At 74.1% G+C, this 21,619-nt stretch carries 11 protein-coding genes and 2 pseudogenes; 3 read left to right on the top strand and 10 right to left on the bottom strand.

Features of this window, described 5'->3' with window-relative positions; genetic code table 11:
- The 3 genes from ABD52_RS26735 to ABD52_RS26745 form a co-directional block, all read left to right on the top strand.
- A partial coding sequence (locus tag ABD52_RS26735; RefSeq protein ID WP_047893613.1) for a cellulose binding domain-containing protein occupies positions 1–348 on the top strand: 348 nt, incomplete at its 5' end.
- A 290-nt stretch (positions 349–638) separates the two neighbouring features.
- The gene (locus ABD52_RS26740; RefSeq protein WP_047893614.1) at positions 639–2,831 is read left to right on the top strand and encodes a BTAD domain-containing putative transcriptional regulator; all 2,193 of its coding nucleotides are present in this window, start codon (positions 639–641) and stop codon (positions 2,829–2,831) included.
- Positions 2,828–4,879 carry a BREX system ATP-binding domain-containing protein gene (locus ABD52_RS26745; protein ID WP_047893615.1) on the top strand — a complete coding sequence of 684 codons (2,052 nt, stop codon included), beginning with the start codon at positions 2,828–2,830 and terminating at the stop codon, positions 4,877–4,879. The genes ABD52_RS26740 and ABD52_RS26745 overlap by 4 nt, the downstream gene beginning before the upstream one ends.
- Before the next feature lie 28 nt (positions 4,880–4,907).
- Here ABD52_RS26745 and ABD52_RS26750 read toward each other — a convergent pair whose 3' ends face one another.
- From ABD52_RS26750 to ABD52_RS26795, 10 genes and pseudogenes are all read right to left on the bottom strand, one after another.
- The gene (locus ABD52_RS26750; protein WP_047893616.1) at positions 4,908–7,433 is read right to left on the bottom strand and encodes a hypothetical protein; all 2,526 of its coding nucleotides are present in this window, start codon (positions 7,431–7,433) and stop codon (positions 4,908–4,910) included.
- A 1-nt stretch (position 7,434) separates the two neighbouring features.
- Positions 7,435–8,070, bottom strand: coding sequence for a response regulator transcription factor (locus ABD52_RS26755; protein ID WP_174361720.1), 636 nt, complete (start codon positions 8,068–8,070; stop codon positions 7,435–7,437).
- 119 nt (positions 8,071–8,189) lie between these two features.
- On the bottom strand, positions 8,190–8,510 hold the full coding sequence (locus tag ABD52_RS26760) for a YbaB/EbfC family nucleoid-associated protein (protein ID WP_047893617.1): 321 nt from the start codon (positions 8,508–8,510) through the stop codon (positions 8,190–8,192).
- A gap of 29 nt (positions 8,511–8,539) precedes the next feature.
- Positions 8,540–11,827: a right-handed parallel beta-helix repeat-containing protein gene (locus ABD52_RS26765; protein WP_047893618.1), complete on the bottom strand. Its 3,288-nt coding sequence runs from the start codon at positions 11,825–11,827 to the stop codon at positions 8,540–8,542.
- A 4-nt stretch (positions 11,828–11,831) separates the two neighbouring features.
- A pseudogene (locus ABD52_RS26770) lies at positions 11,832–13,945 on the bottom strand (hypothetical protein).
- 7 nt (positions 13,946–13,952) lie between these two features.
- On the bottom strand, positions 13,953–15,308 hold the full coding sequence (gene eccB / locus ABD52_RS26775; protein ID WP_047893619.1) for a type VII secretion protein EccB: 1,356 nt from the start codon (positions 15,306–15,308) through the stop codon (positions 13,953–13,955).
- A 6-nt stretch (positions 15,309–15,314) separates the two neighbouring features.
- Positions 15,315–16,724: a type VII secretion integral membrane protein EccD gene (eccD, locus tag ABD52_RS26780; RefSeq protein ID WP_047893620.1), complete on the bottom strand. Its 1,410-nt coding sequence runs from the start codon at positions 16,722–16,724 to the stop codon at positions 15,315–15,317.
- A 13-nt stretch (positions 16,725–16,737) separates the two neighbouring features.
- The gene (gene eccCa / locus ABD52_RS26785) at positions 16,738–20,697 is read right to left on the bottom strand and encodes a type VII secretion protein EccCa (protein WP_047893621.1); all 3,960 of its coding nucleotides are present in this window, start codon (positions 20,695–20,697) and stop codon (positions 16,738–16,740) included.
- Positions 20,694–21,092 carry a hypothetical protein gene (locus ABD52_RS26790; RefSeq protein WP_013286984.1) on the bottom strand — a complete coding sequence of 133 codons (399 nt, stop codon included), beginning with the start codon at positions 21,090–21,092 and terminating at the stop codon, positions 20,694–20,696. The genes eccCa and ABD52_RS26790 overlap by 4 nt, the downstream gene beginning before the upstream one ends.
- Positions 21,093–21,094: 2 nt before the next feature.
- Positions 21,095–21,619, bottom strand: a pseudogene (locus tag ABD52_RS26795) (hypothetical protein); the annotation flags it as partial.

A 21,619-nucleotide genomic window follows, 5' to 3' on the forward strand; every position in this document is an offset into this window, starting at 1 on the left:
CCCACGACCTCGCCACCCACCACGCCGCCGCCCACCACTCCGCCGCCGGGTGGGGCCTCCTGCACCGCCGTCTACGCCGTCCAGGACCAGTGGAACGGTGGCTTCGTCGCCAACGTGACCGTGACCGCCGGGAGCAACGCGCTGACCGGCTGGCGCGTGACGCTCACCCTGCCGGGCGGCGCCGCGATCAGCTCGTTGTGGAACGGCGTGCCCAGCGGCACCAGCGGCACCGTCACCGTGGCCAACCAGAGCTACAACGGACGGCTGAGCGCGGGCCAGAGCACCACCTTCGGATTCCAGGGCACCGGGACCGGCGGCGGCACCACCGCCACCTGCGCCGGTAGCTGAACCACCTCGGGCGGGGCCGGCGCCGGACCCCGGCCCCGCCCGAGGTGAGTATCGTCTCGCCGGGACGCCCGGCCGCCCGCCGGTCCGTCGTGGACGGTTCGGGCCCGCCCTCGGGAAGACTGCCTGCTAGCGCTACCGGCAGCGGCCGGAGATGAACGCGACATACACCGGAAAGCCCTGCGCCGTAAGCCTTTCCGCCATCCACACGAAGTTGACATGGTAGATGGTTGGGCTAGGGTTCCGCCGAACGGTTGTCACCGAGGCAGGTATCCGGTCACCACGAGGACGGCATGACGGCACAGTGCAGTGGCTTCGACATCCGCTTGCTGGGCAATCTCCGGATCACGTACGCCGGGCGGGAACTGCCACTGCGCTCGGCTCAGCGCCGGGCCGTCTTCAGCGCGCTGGCGCTCACCCCGGAGCGGGGCCTGTCCCGGGACGAGCTGATCACCGCCGTCTGGGGTGACCACCCGCCGGCCAGCGCGACCGGCAACCTCTACACGTACGTCTCCGCCCTGCGCCGGATGCTCGAACCGGACCGTGACAGGTGGTCCTCCGGCCGGGTGCTCACCTCCGAGGGCGGCAGCTACCGGCTGCACCTCGACGCCGACGCCGTCGACGTGCACCGCTTCGAGCGGTTGCGCGAACGCAGCCGCGCGCCCCGCGCCACCGGGGACACCGCCGGCGAACTGGCCGCCCTGGACGCCGCGCTCGCGCAGTGGCGGGGCGACGAGGCGCTCGTCGGCGTACCGGGACCACGGGCCGCCGGCCACCGGATCCGGCTGGGCGAGCTGTACCTGACGACAGTGGAACGGCAGGCCGAGCTGATGCTGGGCCTCGGACGCGGAGCCGAGGTCGTCGACCGCCTGCTCGCGCTCGTCGACCGCCACCCGGCCCGGGAGAGCCTGTACGCGGTGGCGATGCGCGCGCTCGCCGCGCAGGGGCGTACCGCCGAGGCGCTCGCGCTCTACGCCACGCTGCGGAACCGGCTGGTCGAGGAGTCGGGCACCGAACCCGCCGCCGCCGTCCGGCAGATCCACGAACAACTGTCGGCCGGCACCGCGGCCCCGGCACGCGGCCACGGCCCGGTCCCGCGGCGGCACCCCGGCTTCCGGGGCCGCTCCGCCGCGCTGGCCCGGCTGCGGTCGGCGGTCACCGGCCTGGCGGGCGGACGCGGCGGCAGCGTCTGGATCAGCGGCGAGGCGGGCATCGGGAAGTCGGCGCTGCTGGCCGAGGGACTGAGCGGCGCGGCCCCGCTCGGCGTCCAGGTCGGCTGGGCCGTCGGCGACGAGCTGGCGTACCGGATGCCGTTGAGCATCGTGCTGGAGTGCCTCTCCCTGGGCAACGATGCGGACGGCCTGCCCGCCTCGCTGCACGCCTGCACGGCCGGTGCACCACCGACCATGACCGTGATCGACACGGTGCAGCGGTTCGTGGTGGCGCGGTGCGCCGAACGGCCGCTGCTGCTGGTCCTGGACGACCTCCAGTGGGCCGACGACATGTCGCTGCTGGTCTGGCACGCGCTGCACAAGCTCACCACGCGGCTGCCGCTGCTGCTCGTCTCGGCCGCCCGCCCGGTTCCGGCCGGATACGAGGTGCGGCTCCTGCGCCGGGTGCTGCCCCGCGACGGCACCACGCTCGTCGAACTCGGCCCGCTCGACGACGACACCGCGACCGCGCTCGTACGCGACTGGTCCCGTCCGCCCGGCCCGGACCCCGGCACCACCCGCTCGTTCGTCGCGGCGGCCGCCGGGAACCCGTACTACCTTCGTCATCTCGTCCTCGCCGACCGCGACGGCCGGACCGCCGACACGCCCGGACCCGAGCTGACCGACGCGGTCTCCCGGCACCTGCAACCGCTCGCCGACGACACCCGTCAGTTGCTGCGGGCGATCGCGTTCCTCGGCAACAACTACCTGGTCGCCGACCTGGCCGCGGTCACCGGCAAGTCGGCGCCGGAACTCGTGCCCGCGGTGGAGGAGGCGCTGGCCGCCGGGGTCCTCGTCGAGGACGGGCGTCGCCTGCGGTTCCGGCATCCGGTCCTGCGCCGGGTCCTGCGCGGCGCGATCCCGACCGCGCTGCGGGTGCTGATGCACAGGCAGTTCGCCCAGCGGCTCGCCGAAGCAGGTGGCGACCTCGGCCGGGTCGCGGGCCAGTTGCTGGCCGGACCGGTGCCGGTCGACGCCTGGGTGCAGGACTGGCTGACCACGCACGCCGCGCAACTGGGCGCCGTCGCCCCCGCGCCCGCGATCGCGGTGCTGCGGCACGCCGTCGCCTCGCCCGGCCTCTCCGCGCCGTCCCGCGAGCTGCTCACCGCGGAACTGGCCCGGGTGCTGCACCGCTGCGGGCTGCCCGCGGGCGCCGAGGCGAGCTGGGTGTCGGCGCACACCGGGGACGCCGCGACGCGCGCCGAGATGAGCCGGATCGCCGGCCCGGGCGGGCCGTCCCCGAGCGTCGGACCGGCGGTCGTCGGGCACCGGTGAGGAGACTGCGCGTCACCGTTCTGGGGCCGGTACGCGCCTGGAACGGCGAGGTCGAGATCGACCTCGGACCGGCCCGGCGGCGGGCCCTGTTCGCGATGCTGGCCGCGAAGGCCAACCGCCCGGTCACCCGCGCCGAGCTGATCCGGGCGCTGTGGGGCGACTCGGCGCCGAGCGCCGCGGCGGGCAACATCTACACCTACGTCTCCGGCCTGCGGCGCAGCCTGGGCCCGGCCGGGGGGATGCTGCGCTCCGGCCGCGCCGGGTACACGTTGCGCCTCGACCCGGGCGCGCTGGACGCCGACCGGTTCGAGGCGCTGTGTGAGGCCGCAGTGGCACCGGCCGCGGCCGGGCGGCCCGCACCGGCCGTCGCGCTGCTCGACGAGGCGCTCGCGCTGTGGCAGGGCGAGCCGTACGCGAACGTCACCGGACTCTTCGCCGACCTCGACCGGCACCGCCTGACCGAGATGCGGATCGCCGCGGCCGAGCGGCGGGCCCGGCTGGTCCTGACCGGCGGCGGCGACGACGCGCTCATCGCCGACCTGACCGCCCTGGTCCGCGACCACCCGCTGCACGAGCCGTTCCACGAGCTGCTGATGTGTGCGCTGCACCGGGCCGGCCGGGGCACCGAGGCGCTCGACGTCTTCCACGCGGCGCACCGGCTGCTGGTGGACGAACTCGGGGTCGAGCCCGGCCCGGCGCTGCGCGAGTTGCAGAGCCGGATCCTCGCCGAGCCGGCGGCGGCCCAGCCGGCCGTACCGGTGACGCCGGTAGCGGAGGTGCCGGCAGCGGTGGCCGCGCCGCCCGTACCGCGGCGGGGCCGGCTGGTCGGACGCGACGCCGAGCTGGCGCTGCTGCGCGACCTGCTGGACGCGGTGGGCGAGGGCCGCAGCGCGATCGTGTGGATCGAGGGTGAGCCGGGCATCGGCAAGTCCGCGCTGCTCGACGCGGCGCTGCACGAGGCGCGTGCGCGGGGCCACCGGGTCGCGCGCGGCAGCGCCGAGGAACTCAGCAGCCGCATCCCCCTGCACGTGATGCGCCGGGCGCTGCGCCTGGAGGACGCGCCGCACGACGACCCGGCGACGGCTGTCGACCGGGTGCTCGACCACGTCCGCCGGCTGACCGCCGAGGGCCCGCTGGTCCTGGTCGTCGACCATCTCCAGTGGGCCGACGAGGTGAGCCTGCTCGCCTGGGAGCGGCTGGCCGCGCTGACCCGGTGGCTGCCGCTGCTGCTCGTCGCGACCGCCCGGCCCGAGCCCGGCCGCCGCGACCTGGCCCGGCTGCGGCGCGGCGTGAGCACCCGCGCCGGGCACCTGATCCGGCTCACTCCCCTGCCCCCGTCGGACATCGAGCAGATCTTCGGCCGGACCGTCGGCGTGCCGCCCGGCGCCACGCTGCGGTCGCTGGCGCCGCTGGCTGCCGGCAACCCGCTGTATGCCCGGGAACTGGTCACCGGCCTCGTGGCGGAGGACGGGGTACGGGTGGTCGACGGGCTCGCCGAGGTCGACGCGCGGGCCGACGACATGCCGCGCTCGCTTCTGGACACCGTGCGGGCCAGCCTCGACCACCTCTCCCCCGGCGCCCGGGAGGCGCTGCGCTACGCCGCCCTGCTCGGCGACGAGTTCGCCGTCACGGAGATCGCGGCGGTCACCGGGCGGACCCCGTTCGACCTGATGGCCGACCTGGAGGAGGCGGTCGCCGCCGACGTCCTCGTGGACGCGGGCAGCGAGCTGGCGTTCCGGCAACCGGTGCTGCGGCGGGCCCTCGCCGGCAGCATCCCCGCCGCGCTACGGCCGACGCTGCACCGGCACGCGGCACAGGCGCTCGCGGACAACGGCGGCCCCGTCACCCGGGTCGCGGACCACCTGCTCGCCGGGCCGCCCGAAGTGGACGAGTGGCTGGTGGGCTGGCTGGTCGCGCACGACGCCGAGCTGTCCCGGCAGGCCCCGGAGGCGGCCCGCGAGCTGGTACGCCGCGCCCTGGCGAGCCACCGGCTGCCGCCGGCGCAGCGGGCGACGCTCGCCGCCCTCCTCGACGGTCTCGACCGGTAGCGCCTCGGCGCTCGGCCGGTACAGCGCCTCAGCGCAGCCCGGGAACGCCCGTGAACCGGCGTGCGGCGGCCGCCGGGACCGGCGTACCCGGGCCGGTGCGGCGCACGAGGTGCTGGCGCAGGGCGGCCAGGGCGAGGGCGTCGAAGCGTACCCGCCCGTCCACGGGCGGCTCCTCCACCGCCAGTTCCCGCAACAGCAGCCGGGCGGGTGCACCGGCCTCGGGCTCCTGCACCTGGAGCACCGTGAACGCCGTACCGGGGAGGAACAGCACCCGGGCGGGCACGCCGTCGCCGGTCTCGAACGCCGCCGTGCGCCGCGCGGTCGCCGACCAGATCAGCACCTCGACCGTGCCCGGCAGGTCGGCGGGCGGCTCGGCGAGGGCGTTGGTGAACCCCCAGTCGGTGAGCACCCGCCGCTGCGCGATCCGGCGCAGGTCCGCCGTGGTCAGCCCGGCGCCTGCGTACGCGACGCCGCGGTGCACGGGCAGCCGGCGTACGCCCGCTGACACGCACCTGGCGAACGGCACGTGTCCGCCCGGCTCGGCGGACCGCAGCGCCTGGTCGAGGCCGTCGCCCGCGGCCGAGAGGTAGAGGCGGACGGCTGTCGCGTACTCCACCGCGTCGGCGCCGCCGGCGAGCGCCGGATGCGCGGCGAGCACGTCCGCCACGTCGGCGGAGACCGCGGCGATCTCGCGGCGGAACGCGCGCCGGAACCAGGTCCGCTCCTCGTCCAGGTCGGGGCCGGGGCGTACGCCCCGCGCGTCGTCGCCGGGGGTGCGCTGGAAGCGGACGGGCGCCGGTGCGGGACGGTGCACCGGCAGCGTCATCGTCGGGCTGGTCGCCCAGCCCGCGCCGCCGTCGAGCACCGGTCCGGCCACGTCCCGCGCCGCCACATCCGGCGCGTCCGCGTCCGGCCCGATGCCGTCGAGCCCGGCGACGCCCGGCCCGGCCACGTGAAGCCCGGCCGCCTCCGATCCGACAACGCTCAGCCCCGCCCCGTGAAGCCCGGCCGCCTCCGACCCGACAACGCTCGGCCCGGCCACGTTAAGCCCGGCCACGTCCGGCCCGGCACCGTGAGGCCCGGTCGCTTCTGCCCCCGGGCCGGGAAGCCCGGAGCCGTCCGGCAGGGTCGTTTCCGGCAGGGCGGCGGGACCGGCGACTGCGGGAACGGTCGCGGCCACCTCGCCGGTCGACGGGGCGGGCGGGCCGGCCACGGCGACGGGCACCGGCTCCGGGACGGGCGCCGGCACCGACGGCGCGGGGAGCAGTCCGGCGGCGTGACCCGTCGTGTACCGGTACGTCCCGGCCTCGATCCCGCGCGCCGAGAGCCCCGGGCGTCCCGGCGCCACGAGCGAGGACGGCTGCACCGCCGCGCGCCTGCGGGTCGCCGGGTCCAGCCGCGCCGCCAGGTCACCGGCCAGTTCCCGGTGGCGGTCCGCAGCGGCCGGCGCCGGGTCGTCCACGACCAGCCGGACCCGGTTCGGGTCCATCGGGACCGCGCGGATCCGGTCGGCGTGGCGGGGCGGCTCCGGGGCGCGCAGCCAGAGGCCGGACGGGATCACCTCGACCACCGCGTCGTGGGCGTACTGGTAGACGCGCGGACCGACCGGCTCGCCGAGTTCCGGCGGCGCGCGGTGTCGCAGGATGCGCGGCGTCACCGCCTTCGCCCCCAGCGTCTCCCGGGGCCGGTAGGCCAGCTCCTCGGCGAAGACCTGCCAGCCGGGCCGCCCGTCGGCGTCGACTGTGAACATGGCCGGGCCGTCGGGCCGGCCGCTGGGCACGCCGGTGAAGACGCGCACCGGGCTGCGCAGCAGGTCGGCCAGCGCCTGCCCGAACTGCTCGCCGTCGGGCAGCGCGACCGGGCCGTACTGGACGAAGCGGGCGTGCTCGCGGCCCTCGGGCGCCAGGCCGCGCCAGAACCGGGCGATGTCGTCCAGGCGCAGCGGCGCCGTCCCGGGGCAGCCCACCAGGACCGGCATGGCGTCCGGCAGGCACGGCATCGTCGAGGTGAGGTGGCTTCCGTGTACGGCGACGGCGGCCTCGTCGCGGCTCTCCCGGAGCCAGACGCCGCCGGGCAGCGGCTCGGCGGCGCAGGTCGAGCTGATCGTCAGGTGGTCGACGGCGGCGCCGTCCCAGGCCGGTACGGGATAGCGCTTCGACTGCCAGACCGGCGTGTGGCCGCGCCGGTAGCAGACCCAGCCGCCGAGATCGGTGGCGTGCACGAACAGCAGTCCCGCCGCACCCGGGATCATCCGTCCGAACGGGGCGATCACCGGCCGGCCCAGCCGGTCGGAGAGCCACTGGCCGGCGAGCGCCCCGGTCTCCGGGCGGGCGCCGCAGACCACCAGCCGGATGCCCCGGCGCAGGCGTTGCCGGCGCAGCTCGGTCGCGACCGTGTCCCAGATGTCGAACGGCAGTTCGTGTTGCAGGTCCAGGATCACGATGTCGTTGTCGGGATCCCGGTCCACCGACAGCGCGACCGTACGGGCCTCCGTGCTGATCCGCTCGCTGGCGTGCAGCACCAGGGCGTTGCCGACGGTGTGGCGCGTGATCACCTCAGATCATGCCGGAGCGCAGGGCGTAGGCCACCGCGTGCGAGCGGTTGCGCAGCTTCAGCCGGTGGTTGAGGCCGTAGATGACGTTCTTCACAGTGCGTTCGGAATAGCGCAGCTCGTCGGCGATCTCGTTGGTGTCGAAGCCCTCGGCCATCAGCCGCAGCACGTCGATCTCGCGCGCGGTCAGGCCGGAGGCGTTGAGCCCGTTGGGGTTGAGCACGTCGCGCTGGAGCCGTTCGATGTGCTTGAGCAGCTCGCCCACCAGGTTCGGGGGCAGCACGCCGCCGCCGGAGGCGGCCGCCCGGACGCTGTGCACGAGGCGTTCGGCGGTGACCGCCACGCGCGGCAGGACCGCCACCACCCGGCACTCCACAGCGGTCAGCAGCTCCTGCTCGCTGACCTCGGTCGTGATCAGGACGACCGGGGCGCCGATCTCGGTCGCCGCGAGGCGCAGCATGGCGATCACGTCGGTGGTGAGCCGCTCCGCGGCGACGACGAGCACCTGCGCCCGCGTCCGGTCCGCGCTCTCCAGCAGCGTGATGTCGGAGCGCGACCGGAGGTGGGCGGTCAGGCCGGTGTGGGTCAGTGGGTCGGGCGCGTGCACAAAGACGGCAACTTGCTCCACAGCCATCTCCATCACTGTCAGTAGGGGCTGACAGTCTCATGGAGAGTCCTTCAAGAAATCTCCACACTCTCTTTCCTGATGGCGTCGAACCATGAAGATCTGCCCATAACCGCTGGTCAGACTTTTTTCAGTCAGTGAAGATTGATTTCGACGGGGCCCATCTTCTCCGTCGCGAGCTTTCCGGCGTTCGCAGCGGCGGCCTGGATCGCCTCCATGATCGCCGTCTGCAACGACGCTGCGTCACGCTGCTCGTACACCCGTGGGTCGACCCGGACGGCCTGGACCTTGCCCAGGCCGCTGGCCATGACCAGCACAGTGGCGTCCTGGGAGCGGCCGGTGACGATCGCCCGCTCCAGCTCCGACTGCGCGTTGCGCATCTGGTCCTCCAGGCGCTGCGCGTTCTCCATGAACTCCTGGAACGAGGGTGGGATCGGCGTGGACTCGGGCTGCATGCCGGGCCTTTCTGTGTGTGGGCGGGTGGTCAGCCGACGGCGGCCAGGCCGCCGAGCCGCTCGCCGGCCGCCGGGCCGGGCGCGGCCAGGTCGGCGAGGGCGAGGGTACGGGAGCCGGTGCGCCGGGTCAGCGCGAGCGAGAACTGGTGGGCGGCGTGGACTGTGCGCTCGGGCAGCCGGCCGGCCATCTGCGTCAGCGCGGCCCGGACGTCGTCGGGCACCTCATGACCCCGCCGCACCAGGTGCCGCAGCACGACGGTGGCCAGCTCGTCGGTGCTGAACTCGGGCACCGACCACTGCTGGCCGAACACCTCGTTCACCGCCGGCACCGCGGTCCGCAGGCTCGCCAAGGCCGCCTCCTCGCCGGTCAGCACCACCACCGGATCGCCGAGCCGGGAGCGCATCCGGCTCACGAGCGCCTCGGCGATCTCCGGCGCGACGCCGGAGGCGTCGTCGACGTAGTCGAGCTGGAGCACGCCCCCGGCCGCGTCGTCGAGGACCGCATCCACCAGGCTCCCGGCCTGGCCGGGCCACTGCGGCGCCAGTTCCCGGCTCGTGCTCACCCGCACCAGCTGGCCGACCGGCACCAGGCCCAGCTCCGACAGGCATGCCGCGTACAGCCGGGCGTACTCGCTGCGGCCGCTCCCGGCCCGGCCGCCGAGCAGCACGTTGCCGGTGCGGCCGGGGCCGCGCCGGCGGTTGCGTCCCTCGCAGAGCTGCAACAGCGTCTGCCCGGCCGCCTCCTTGACGCGCTGCCCGCCGACCAGGCCGCAGATCCGCTTCCAGCTGCGGGCCGCGTTGATCGCGCCGGTCGGGTCGGTCGCCGCGTCGGGCTGCTCGCCCTGCTCGACCGGCAGGTCCTCCAGCAGCGCCAGCTCGGGTTCGACGTCGGCGGCGGTGAGCCGGTTGAGTTCACTGTCCTTCGTGGGCGGCGTGGTCGCCAGGCGCGACGCCTGGTTGTTGATCAGCGCCTCGAACAGCTTGCGGGCCACCCGGCCGTTGCCGAACGTCGCGTTCTTCGGCACCCGGGTGAAGTACGCGGTGAGCGCGTCCACCGCGTCGTCGGTCAGCTCGTAGTAGTGCTTGCTGACCAGGTTCGAGGTGATGGTGACGAGTTCCTCGACGGAGTAGTTCGGGAACTCGACGGTACGGGTGAAGCGGGACGCCATACCCGGGTTGGAGGCGAGGAACTGCTCCATCAGCTCGGAGTAGCCCGCGACGATCACCACCAGCTCGTCGCGGTGGTCCTCCATCATCTTCATCAGCGCGTCGATGGCCTCCTGGCCGAAGTCCGGCCCGGAGCCGCCCGAGCCGCTGGACAGCGTGTACGCCTCGTCGATGAAGAGCACGCCGCCGAGCGCCTTGGTGACCAGCTCGGTGGTCTTGATCGCGGTGGAGCCGATGTACTGGCCCACCAGGTCGGCCCGGGCCGCCTCGACCATGTGGCCCTTGGACAGGATGCCCAGCTCCTTGAGCACCGAGCCGTACAGGCGGGCCACTGTGGTCTTACCGGTGCCGGGCGGCCCGGCGAAGACCAGGTGCCGGCTCATCGGCGGCATCGGCAGGCCCATCTGGAGCCGGACCTGCGACATCTTGATCAGGTTGATCAGCGCGGTGACCTCCTGCTTCACCCCGCGCAGACCGATCAGCCCGTTCAACTCGCGAAGCGGCTCGCTCAGCTCGTCCGCGCCGCTCTCCGCCGCCGTACCCTCGTCGCCGGCCACCGGGACCGGCGCGGCGGCCAGCGGGCCGGCGGGCGCCGGGGTGGCCTGCGGGCGGCCCACGGTCAGCGCCTCGGTCGTCACCGTGGCGCCGGGCCCGCGGCGGACGTCCTCGCCGCCGCTGTCGCGCACCACGCACCGGGTCAGCGCCACCGGCTCCACGGTGTCCACGCCGATGCCGGCCCCGCCGCTGCCCAACACCTCCCCGTCGCTCACCGACCCGCGGGAGCCCGCCTCGAAGACGATCCCGTCGGCCCGGGCGTCGCGCACCCGGGTCTGCGTGACGGACGCCGACCCGGTGACCCGCAGGCCGTCGCGGGCCGCGCCGACGATCTCGCTGTCGCCGAGCTGGAGCGTCCCCTCGGCCAGCACGCCCGCACCCCGCAGCAGGGACGCGCGCAGCGTCAGGTCGGCGCCGGCGCCCACCCGGACGCAGGCCACGCCGGTTCCGGTGAGGCGGGCCTCGTGCACGACGCCCCGCGCGGGGCCGGTCAGCGCGAGCGCTGTCGCCTCGCCCGCGTCCACCACCAGGTCGGTGCCCTCCAGCGAGGCGCCGTCCTGGACCAGCACCCCGCCGCCCGTGGTGATCTCGGCGCGCAGCCGCTGGAGCACGACAGCCGACTCACCGGTGAGCACGGCGACGTTGTCGCGCGTGCCTCGCACGGTCAGCCCGAGGAAGCGGGGCGAGCCGCCGGTGACGGCGACCCCGACCGGCGCGTCCTGGACCGTGCAGTCGGTGAAGGTCGGGCGGCCGCCGCCGAGCACCTGCACGGCGGTGTGCCCGGCACCGCCGAACGTGCAGTTGCGGAACGACGGCGACGCGCCCTCGGCGATGTGCGCCGACTGCACCGCGGCGCCGGTGAACGTCGAGTCGCTGATCTGCACGTCGCCTTCGCCGCGCACGAAGACGTCGACGTTGCCGCTGCCGGTGACGGCCAGGCCGCGGATGCGCGCCCAGGCGCGCTGCTCGACCACGAGGGCGGGCTTGCCGGCCCCGGTGATCTCGCACTGCTCGATCGTGAGACGGGCGTCGCCGCCGGCACACACGCTGTTCGCGCCGGCCGTGCGCAGGCGGCAGCGGCGCAGCGTCAGGGCGCTCTGCTCCCCCACCACGACGCTGCTCGTGGCGACGTCGTGGACGTCGGTGTCCTCGATCGTGCTCGACCCGGCCGACATCACCACCACACCCGCGCCCGCCGAGCTGGTCACGTCGCAGCCGCGCAGCGCGACGGTGCCCTGCATCCGGGCCAGCAGCGTCACCCAGGAGGCGCCGCTGACCCGGCAGTCGTCGAGCGCCACCTCGCCCGCGTACACGTCTACCGCCGCCAGCGTCGTGTCGGCGCTGCTGAGCGTGATGCCGCGCAGCTGGGCGCCCTCACCGCGTACGACGAGGACGCTGCCCTCCTCCACGTGCACCTCGACGGTGCCGGGCCGGGCCGCGCTGATCGTCACCCGGTCACCGACCACGAGCTTCTCGACGTACCGGCCGGGGTGGACGTCGATAGTGGCGCCGGGCTCGGCCCGGGACAGCGCGGAGCCGATCGTCGGGTACGAGCCCGGCTTCCGGTCGCCCACCACAAGAACCTGCCGACTCACCGCGTCATCCCTTCCGGTCCAGCCCGGGCAGCACCCGCAGGCGCCCGCGGGCCGCCGCGCCGATGCGTACCCGGGGCTCGGCCGTGGCCCAGCGGTCCACGCTGCGCCGCAGCGACGTGATCGCCAGCTCGTCGAGCGACACCCGGTTGGAGTCGACCCGGCCGGTGTCGTCGATCTCGTTGGCGCCGATCTCCCGCAGCAGGACCGCGCCGCGCTCACCCTCGGCGGGCCGGCGCAGGTCCAGCACCTTGAAGTTCGTACCGGGCAGGAACAGCACCCGGTCCTCGACGTGCTCGTCCCCCTCCGGCTCCAGCAGGCTGGTCCGGCGGGCGGTCATCGACCAGATCAGCACGTCGGTGTCGCCGTCCTCGGACGCGCACGGCTGGGTCAGCGCGTTGACGAAGCTCCAGTCGGTCACCAGCCGCCGGTCCTGGTAGAGCGCCCACTCCCCGGCGGTCGGCGACAGCCGGTAGACGGTGGTGCCCCGGAACGACGGCATCCGGGAGACGCCGGCCACCACGCAACGCGCGAACGGCACGTGCGGCCCCTTGCGGCCGGAGCGCAGACCCGCGTCGACACCCGGTCCGCGACCGGTCAGATAGAGCCGCAGCGCTACCGAGTCGGCGAGCACGTCCTCGGTGGACACGCCCGAGCCCTGCATGCCCGGGTGCTCGGACATGATCCGGGACACCGAGCTGGCCATCACGTCGAACTCGCGGCTGAGCGTGCGGCGCAGCCATGCGCGCTCGTCGGCGAGCCCCTTCTTCTCCGACAGCAGCGCGCCCGCGCCTGTCGCACCGCCCGCATCTCGGTCTCCAGGTCGATGACCACCTCGGCCCGGCTGGCCGGTTTCGCGCCGGGCACCAGCACCGACGCGGGCATCAGCGCGCGGCTCGTACCGGCCATGCCGTCGACGCGTGCGGCCAGGTCGAGCGCCAGCTCCCGCATCCGGTGGGCGGTGGAGTGGACGGTGTCGTCGAAGACGAGCGTGCCGCTGCCCGCGTCGAGCATCGCGGACCGGACCTGCTCGGCGTTCTTCGGCTCGGCGGTGGAGCGTACCCAGAGGCCGGTCTGCACCACCTCGACCACCGCGCCGGGGGCGAACCAGTAGACCCGGGGCGCGACCTCCTCGGCGCCGGCCAGCGGCGGACGGTGGCTGAGCACAGTGGGGCGGCGGGCCCGCGAGTTGGGGTGCGCCCGGGGCGTGTAGGACAGTTCGAGCGCGTACGGCGCCCAGCCGAACGCGCCGTCCGGCAGCACGGTACGGATCTCGTACCGGTGCGGACTGCCGATCGGCACGCCGGTGTAGCAGGTGACGTCGGTGTTCAGCAGGTCGGCGAGCGCCTGGCCGAACGCCTCGCCCTCGGGGATCCGGACCTCGCCGAACTGCACGAAGCGCACCCGCTGGCGGTTCTCCTCGTCGAGTCCGCGCCAGAAGCGCACCACGTCGTCGAGCGACAGCGGCGGCGTGCCGGGGCAGCCCAGCAGCACGGTCATCGTCTCCGCCTGGCAGGGCACGTACGCGGTGTGCCGCTGCCGTTGCGGGTCGACCACCTGCCGGTCGCGGTTGCTGTGGATCCAGACCCCGGCCGGGATCGGCTCGATCTCGGCGGTGGCGCTGGACGGCCGGGTGTCGATCGCGGCCCGGTCCCATCGCGGCGTCGGGTAGCGCTTGGCGTCCCAGGCGGGCGGACGGCCGGGCCGGAACCGCACCCAGCCGCTGCCCGGTGCGGAGTGGACGAACAGCGTTCCGGCGGAGCCGCGTACCAGGTCGCCGTCCGGGGCGATGACGGTGCGGTTGAGGCGTTCGGAGAGCCACTGACCGGCCATCGCCGCGGAGTTGCCGTGCCGGCCGCAGGCGATGAGCCGGATGCCGCGGCGGCGGCGCGGCAGCACCCCGGCCATCGCCTCCCACGCGCTGATCGGCATGCCGTCGCCGAGGTCGAGCACGACGACGTCGTTCTCCGCGTCCTCGATCACGGACAGCGCCAGCGACTGGGCCTCGGGACTGATGGCGTCCTCGGCGTGCACCACGAGGGCGTTGCCGACGGTGTGCTGGACGACGCCCTCGGGACGGTCCTTGCCGCCGCCGAACAGGTCCCGGATCCGGGTTGCCATGATCGACCTACCCCACTTCTGCGGCCGCGAGGGCCCTCATGCCCAGCGCCGGGCCCTGGGGCACCAGCGCGAGCAGCTCCCTCGGGAAGGGAACGTTCACGACCCGGTCGAGCTTCAGCGCCCGTACCGCGTCCTGGTCGCCGATCGGGTACGCCTTTCCGTCGTCCGCGATGTACGTGGGCAGGGGTTGCGCCGCACCGGGACCGACCGGCGCCGGGAGCACCGCCATGCCGCTGCCGGGCGCCAGGAGCACCGTCGTGCGGCCGTCGGGGCGGACGCCGGAGCCGGCCAGCGGGACGAGCACCGCGGTGCTGTCGAACCGCGTCCCGTCCACCGCGCTCTGGCGCAGGCACAGCGCGTACGGGCCGGGTTCCTGCGGGGTGAGGCCGGTCAGGTCGGGCAGCCGCGTGAGCAGCGACCGGTCGGCCGACATCCGGGCCGCGGCGAGGTCGGCGGCGCTCAACTCCACCGGCTCCTCCCCGGAGGTGACGGTGGCCAGCAGGAACTCGGTACGGCTCAGCGGCGCGAGGCCGTCGCGGCGCAGCACCAGCAGTTGCTCCGCGCCGGTGTCGGGCCGCTGCCGGAACAACGTGCCGATCGGATACGAGCGGTCGCCGACCCGCCCGGAGCGGCCCTCGCCGGGGATCGTGGCCGGCGCCAGGTCCGGTCCGTCGGGCAGGAAGTCGAGCCAGTCCTGCGGGGCGGGCACCTTGCGGGTGGTGGTGGCGCCGAGCGCGGCGAGCACCGCCGGGTCGGCCACCCGGTGCCTGCGGCCGGCGGTCACCAGGTAGGTGGGTCCGTCGGCGGCACGGACGACGGCGAAGCGGTCGGCCGGCAGCGGGACGGCCTCGGCGCGCGGGTCGAGGTTGAGGCCGAGGCGGTCGCCGGGTTCGTCGGCGACGGAGCCGGGCAGGCAGGCCAGCCACGGGCCGGCGACCATCGACCCGGTGGCGACCGACTGCGGGGCGCCGTCGATGCCGATCGACGGTCCGCGCGGAACGTCCTTGATCGACTCCTTGGAGATCAGCTTCACGGTTGCGCCGCTGCCCTGGATCAGCATGGCCGAGGTCAGGTTCGGCGTCGGGCGCAGCACGCCGTCGAGGTAGACGTACCGGTTGCCGCTCTCCTTCTCCACCAGGATCACACCGCTCTTGGTGTACGCCTTGCTGCCGCCCGGGACGATCCAGCCGTAGACGGCGAACCCGGCCACGACCAGGACGCTGATGAGCACGCCGAAGGCCAGGCCGGTGACGGCGCGCTGCCCGGGAATCTCCGCCGTGGACGGGTCGCCCTGCACCAGGGCGGAACTCAACCGGCCCATCATGAACTGGTGGGCGTGGACGTGGTCGCGCTGGGTCTGCACCGCCGGCTACCCGAAGAGTCCGCGGGCCCAGGCGTAGAGCCCCAGCACCTGGGCGAGCACCGGCAGCACGACCAGGCCGGTCGCGATGTCCAGCCCGCCGGCGGTGTACTCCCAGAACGGCAGCATGCGCCGCGGCCACGGCCGCAGCGCGGCCATCACCAGCGGCACCAGAAGGGCGACGAGCCCGCCGAGCAGGACGTACCGGCCGGTCGGGGCGAGCTTGTCGGAGAACATCAGGGCCACCATGAGGTAGCCGACGGTACCGGCCGCCACCAGGGCGACCCGCTGCCAGAACCCGAAGAAGGTACGCGAGCGCAACAGGATTGCACTCGATGTCACCAGCACGAGTGTCCACCCGGACCAGCCCGGCACCCGCATGGTGTGGTGCATCAGCACCGGCAGGACCAGGGCGGACGCGGTCATGCAGGCGGTCAGGTAGGTGTCCGCCTCGTCCGCGCGCGACTTGACCAGGTCGGAGTCCTCCGGCTCGATGTCGTACGACATGTCGGCGCCGGTCTTGGGCAGCTGCGGTCCGCGCAGCCGGGCCAGCTTCACCGCCGCCCGGGGCGCGATCACGATCAGCACCAGGATCACCGACACGGCCACCGCGGAGACCTGCGGCGCGGTGAGCGCGAAGCCGTCACCGGCCAGCAGCACGAGCACCACCATCGCGGCGGTCAGCGCGACGATCAGCAGCGGGGCGAACGGCATGACCGGCGTGACCGTACGCTGCGCGATCAGCAGGAACGCGGTCACCGCGACGACCGCGACGGCGGCGGCCAGCCCGGCGGCGGCGGTCCAGGCCACGCCGTCCGGGTCGCCGTCGACGGCGCTGGACGCGGCGACGGCCGCGAAGAACGCCGCGCCGCCGCCGAACAGCAGCGGGAACGCGCCGTCGGTCTGCTGGCGGGCGCCGACGATCGCCGCGGTGAACAGCCCGGCCGCGAGCACCGCGCCGGCGATCACCTGGGGCAGCATCGGCCCCCGGTCCACGAGTACGGCGGCGATCAGGCCCATCGCCACCAGGGAGAGGACGAGGAACAGCACCCGGCGGTACTCCGGCTGCCACCTGTCGGCCCGCCGGTTCACCACAGTGGCGACGCCCTCGGCCAGGTCGTCGAAGTCGAGTTCGGGCAGCGGGTCCTGTGCCGGGCGCAGGTGCAGTTCCTCGCCCTCCAGCCAGTCCAGGCTCTCCGGCGTGCCGGACAGCTCGAACGGCGGCTGGCCGAGGCGTTGCAGCACCCACGACTCGTCGGGCACCTCGCCGTCGGGCACCCGGGCCACGTCGGTGGTGTGCCGCACCAGCAGCGGCATCAGGTTCGCCACCGGCATCCGGGCCGGCACGGCCAGGTCGGCCCGGCGGGCCGGCCCGATCACCGTGATCCGGCACAGTTGGTCGTTCAGCGCTGCGGTCACCAGCGAGCCTCTCTCATCGGGCCGTGTCCGACACGAAACCGGTCTGCATCAGGCGTACGCCGCGCCGGGTGACGAGCTGGGCGCGCCCGGGCGGCAGTTGACGGGGCTTCGCCTCGCCGAGGAACTTGCCCTCCTCCTTGGGGTAGGAGAAGAGCGTCGCGGGCGTGCCCAGCTCCCACATCCGCCGGATCACCGGGTCCATCATGGCCCGCATCGCGCCGGAGGTGCTCCGCGCGACGATCACGTGCAGGCCGATGTAGGCGCCCTGGGCCAGCAGCGGCAGGAGCGGGTCGAGCGTCGAGCCCATCCCGGTGCTCTTGGTCATCAGGTCGTAGTCGTCGACGATGACGAACAGCTCCGGCCCCTCCCACCAGTCGCGCTTGCGCATCCGCTCGGACGAGACGTCCGCCCCGGGCATCCGCCGGTTCATCGAGACCGACGCCTGGCCGGCCAGCTCGTGCATCTTGTCGCCGGTGAACGCGAAGCCCACCTGGTACGCGGCGCCGATCGCGGTGTCCAGGTCTCGGCGCGAGTCGCCGAGCACGACCTTCGCCCGCTCCGGCGGGTAGTGCTGCTGGATGGACCGCAGCACGAGCCGCAGCAGGTTGGTCTTGCCGGTCTCGCTGTCACCGAGGACCAGCATGTGCGGGGTGGTCATGAAGTCGTGCCAGACCGGGGCGAGACGCTGCTCGTCCTGGCCGATGACGAACTTGAAGTCGGACTCGGGCGGCGGCAGCGTCTCGACCATCAGGTGCGCCGGAAGCATCCGTACCGGCGGGGCGGCCGGGCCGGGCCAGAACGTGCCGATCTCCTCGACCACCGACTTGGTGGCCTCGGCCAGGTCGCCCACCTCGGAGCTGCCGTCCATCCGGGGCAGCGCGGCCAGGAAGTGCAGCGCCCCCGCGGTGAGGCCGCGGCCGACCTGGTTGGGCACGGTGGCCGCCTTGCGGGAGCCGTGCTCGGACTCCATCGCGTCGCCGAGCCGCAGCTCCAGCTTCGTGCCGAGCAGGTCCCGCATCCAGGTACGCAGCTCCGACCAGCGGGTCGCGGTGACGATCACGTGCACGCCGAAGGACAGGCCCCGCGAGGCGAGTTCCTGGAACTTCTGCTCCAGTTCCTGGAAGTCCTGCTTCATCGTGTACCAGCCGTCGATGACCAGGAAGACGTGCCCGAAGCCGTCCTCGATCACCCCGTCGGCGACCCTGGCCAGGTAGCTGGTCATGGAGTCGAGGCCGTGCCGCGCGAACTCGGCCTCGCGCCTCTCCATGACCTGGAGGACCTCCTCGACCGTCCGGACGACGCGGTCGCGTTCCATCCGGGTCGCGATCGAGCCGACGTGCGGCAGGCCGGCGATCGAGGCGAGACCACCGCCGCCGAAGTCGAGGCCGTAGAACTGCACCTCGCGCGGCGTGTTCGCCAGCGACAGCGCCAGGATCAGGCTGCGCAGCAGCGTCGACTTGCCGCTCTGCGGGGCGCCCGCGATGCCGACGTGGCCGTCCGCGCCGTTCAGGTCGACCACCAACAGCTCGCGCAGCTGCTCAGCGGGCCGGTCCACCACGCCCACCGGCACCCGCAGGCCGCCCTGGACGGCCGGGTCGTCGATGGTCATGCCGCGTACCGGGTCGGGCAGCACACTCGGCATGAGCGAGTCCAGGCTGGGCGCGCTGGACAGCGGCGGCAGCCAGACCTGGCGGGCCGGTGGGCCCGAGCCGGCGAGCCGGTCGAGCAGCACCTCGACCAGGCTCGGCCCGTTCGCGTCGGCGGCGGGCTCCTCGACCTGCTCGGCCGGGCGCTCCGGCCCGGGGTCGTGGCGCACCGCGACCTGCCGGGTGGTGAACGGCACCACGTCCGCGGTCGGCTCGTCCCCGGCGTCCGCGACGCCGCCGCGGCGTCCACTTCCGGTGTACGCGCCGGAGACGTACGCCGCCTTGAAGCGCACCAGGTTCGTGGTGTCCACCTTCAGGTAGCCGTTGCCGGGCTCGGGCGGCAGCTCGTACGCCGCGCCCACGCCGATCACCGACCGCGACTCCATCGAGGAGAACGTGCGCAGCGCCAGCCGGTACGACAGGTGTCCCTCGACCCGGTTGATCCGCCCCTCGTCCAGGCGCTGGGAGGCGAGCAGCAGGTGCACGCCGAGCGACCGGCCGAGCCGGCCGATGGACACGAACAGGTCCATGAACTCGCTCTTGCTGGACAGCAGCTCGCTGAACTCGTCCACGATGATCAGCAGCACCGGGAAGGGCACGAGCTGGGCGCCGTTGCCGCGCGCCTTCTCGTAGTCGAACAGCGAGGCGTGACCGCTCGCGCGCAGCATCTCCTGCCGCCGGGTCATCTCGCCGTTCAGCGCGTCCTGCATCCGGTCGACCAGCGGCAGCTCGTCGGCCAGGTTGGTGATCACCGCCGAGGTGTGCGGCAGCTTGTCCATGCCGAGGAAGGTGGCGCCGCCCTTGAAGTCGACCAGCACCAGGTTGAGGATCTCCGAGCTGTGCGTGGCGGCCAGGCCGCAGACGAGGGTGCGCAGCAGCTCCGACTTGCCCGAGCCGGTGGCGCCGATGAGCAGGCCGTGCGGTCCCATGCCGCCCTGCGCGGACTCCTTCAGGTCCAGCTCGATGACCTCGCCCTCCTCGGTGACGCCGATCGGCACCATGAGGCGGTTGCGTTGCGGTGTGCGGGTACGCCACAGGGCCTGCACGTCGAAGGTCATGGCGTCGCGGATGCCGAGCAGCGTGGTCAGTTCGAAGCTGGTGTCCAGCGGCTCGTCGGAGACCTCCAGCGTGCCGCTGGTCCGCTTCGGCGCGATGATGCGGGCGAGCGCCTCGCACTGGGTCTGGTCCAGGCCGTCCCGCTTGGCCGAGCCGGTCGTGGCGCCGGCCGGGAACTCCACGACGTCGTCGGTGACTGTCAGCCGCAGCACCTTGGGGCCGCCGGGCATCGCGCCGGTCAGGTCGAGCAGCACCACGTTGCGGATGCCCGCGCCGAGCAGGCGGGAGCTGTCCGGCAGGTCCACCAGATGCGCGACGATCACCAGGAACGGCTCGCTGGTGGTCGGCCTGACGGCCCGGTCGTGGTCGCCCCGGTCGGTGATCTCCGGGCCGAGCATGTCCATCAGTGCGTCGTGGCTGCCGGCGAACATCCGGACCGGACCTGCCGCGTCGTACGCGGTGGGGTGCGCGTTGTGCGGCAGCCACTTGACCCACTCCCACGGGCCCCGGTGCACCTCGGCGGCGAGCACCGCGATCCGCAGCTCGTCCGGGGCGTGGAACGTGGCGAGTTGCGCCACCATGGCGCGGGCCAGGTCGATCGCCGGGTCGATCGCGCCCTCGAACTCGACGCTGGTGAAGCTCGGCAGGCCGACGGAGGTGGGGATGCCGGACACCGTCCGGTACGCCTCGGAGAACCGCCGCAGCGAGATCGACGACAGCGGTTCGAGGTCCTCGATCGGCTTGGTGGACGGCGGGTTGAACTTCAGCATCGCGGTCTGCCGGCCGAGACCGATCCGGACCCGGCCGAAGTCGTCGTGGCTGGGCCGGCGCTCCCACAGCCGGCTGCCCATCGCGATCGACCACAGCCAGCCCGGCTGCGGGTTGTTCCACAGCACGTGGCGGCGCTGCTGGTCGGCCGCCTCACGGGCCTGCTTGCGCAACTGCCCGATGTAGCGGAGGAAGTCGCGCCGCTCGCCGCGCATCTTGCGCTTGCGCTCGGCGGCCGCCCGGCCGATCTGCATGACGCCCATGAGCAGCATGCCGCCGGCCATCGCGCCGCCCATCACGTACATCACGGGGGTGCGGTTGTAGAGGCCGAACATGGCGAGCATCGCGCCCATGCCGAGGCCCATCGGCACGACCATCGCGAACGAGCGGAAGTCGAGCGGGGCCTCCTCCGCCATCAGCGGCGGCTCCTGGAGCTCGATCGAGCCTTCCGGCGCCTCCGGGCCGGGCGCGCGGGGCGGGCGCTTGACGGTGACCGTACTCATCCGATCGTCCCCGCGTCGGCGCCGTCGCCGCCCCAGACGGTGCGCTCCTGGCGCAGCAGCTTCACCGCGTAGCGGTCGTTGCGGTAGCGCTCGGCCACCTTGACGTCGTCGTCCTCCTCGGCCTGGCGCTTCTTCTCCTTCTCCGCCCGCTCCTCCTCGTCCCTGCGGCGTCGCTCCTGCTCGGCCCAGAACGCCTCGGCGCGGGCGGCTGCCGCCTTCTCCTCCTCGGCCAGCGACGTCGTGAACTCGGCGTCGCTGACGCCGGGCTCGCCGCACCGGCGCATCTTCTCCAGGTCGGCGCTGAAGAAGTCGAACGTGCCGCCGGCCGGCCGGGGCGCCTTCGCGGGCGTGACCCGCCGCCATACGGCGCGCGGGGGCTGCGGTGTCTCCGACATGGTCACCCTTCCCTGCCGTCGTCCGCTGACGTACCGGTCAGCCAGTCCGCGTCGCTGAGGTCGTCCCAGTCCGTCGTGTCGTCCGGGTCGTCGTCCGGCCGGACCAGCGGAACATGGTCGTCGGCGGCCGGCCGGGCGCGGTCACCGCCCCAGACGGCGTCGTCCTCGCGCAGGCCGGCGGCGGGCTCCCGGTCGGCGCCGGGCTCGCGGTCGTCGTCGCGATCGGAGCGACCCCGGACCGTACCGGCGCGGGCCGGGTCGTCGGGGTCCGCGCCGGGCGTCGCGCGGCCGGAGGGCTGCGGGCCGGGACCGGCGAGTCCGGCCACGGCGGCGGCGCCGGCCAGGCCGAGCGCGCCGGGGACGGCGACGGCAACCTCACCGTCGGCCACGGCAGCGGCGACGCCGGCCTTCCGGTGCGTCCCCTCCGGACTGCCGCCTCCCGGCGAGACCGACGGGTTCGACTGCGCGGTCGGGTTCGGCTGCCCGGACGGGTTCGGCGTGGCCGTCTGGGCGGGTGGGTTCGGCAC

The organism is Micromonospora sp. RV43 (assembly GCF_001029515.1).
In the GTDB taxonomy this organism is placed as follows: Bacteria; Actinomycetota; Actinomycetes; order Mycobacteriales; family Micromonosporaceae; genus Micromonospora; species Micromonospora aurantiaca.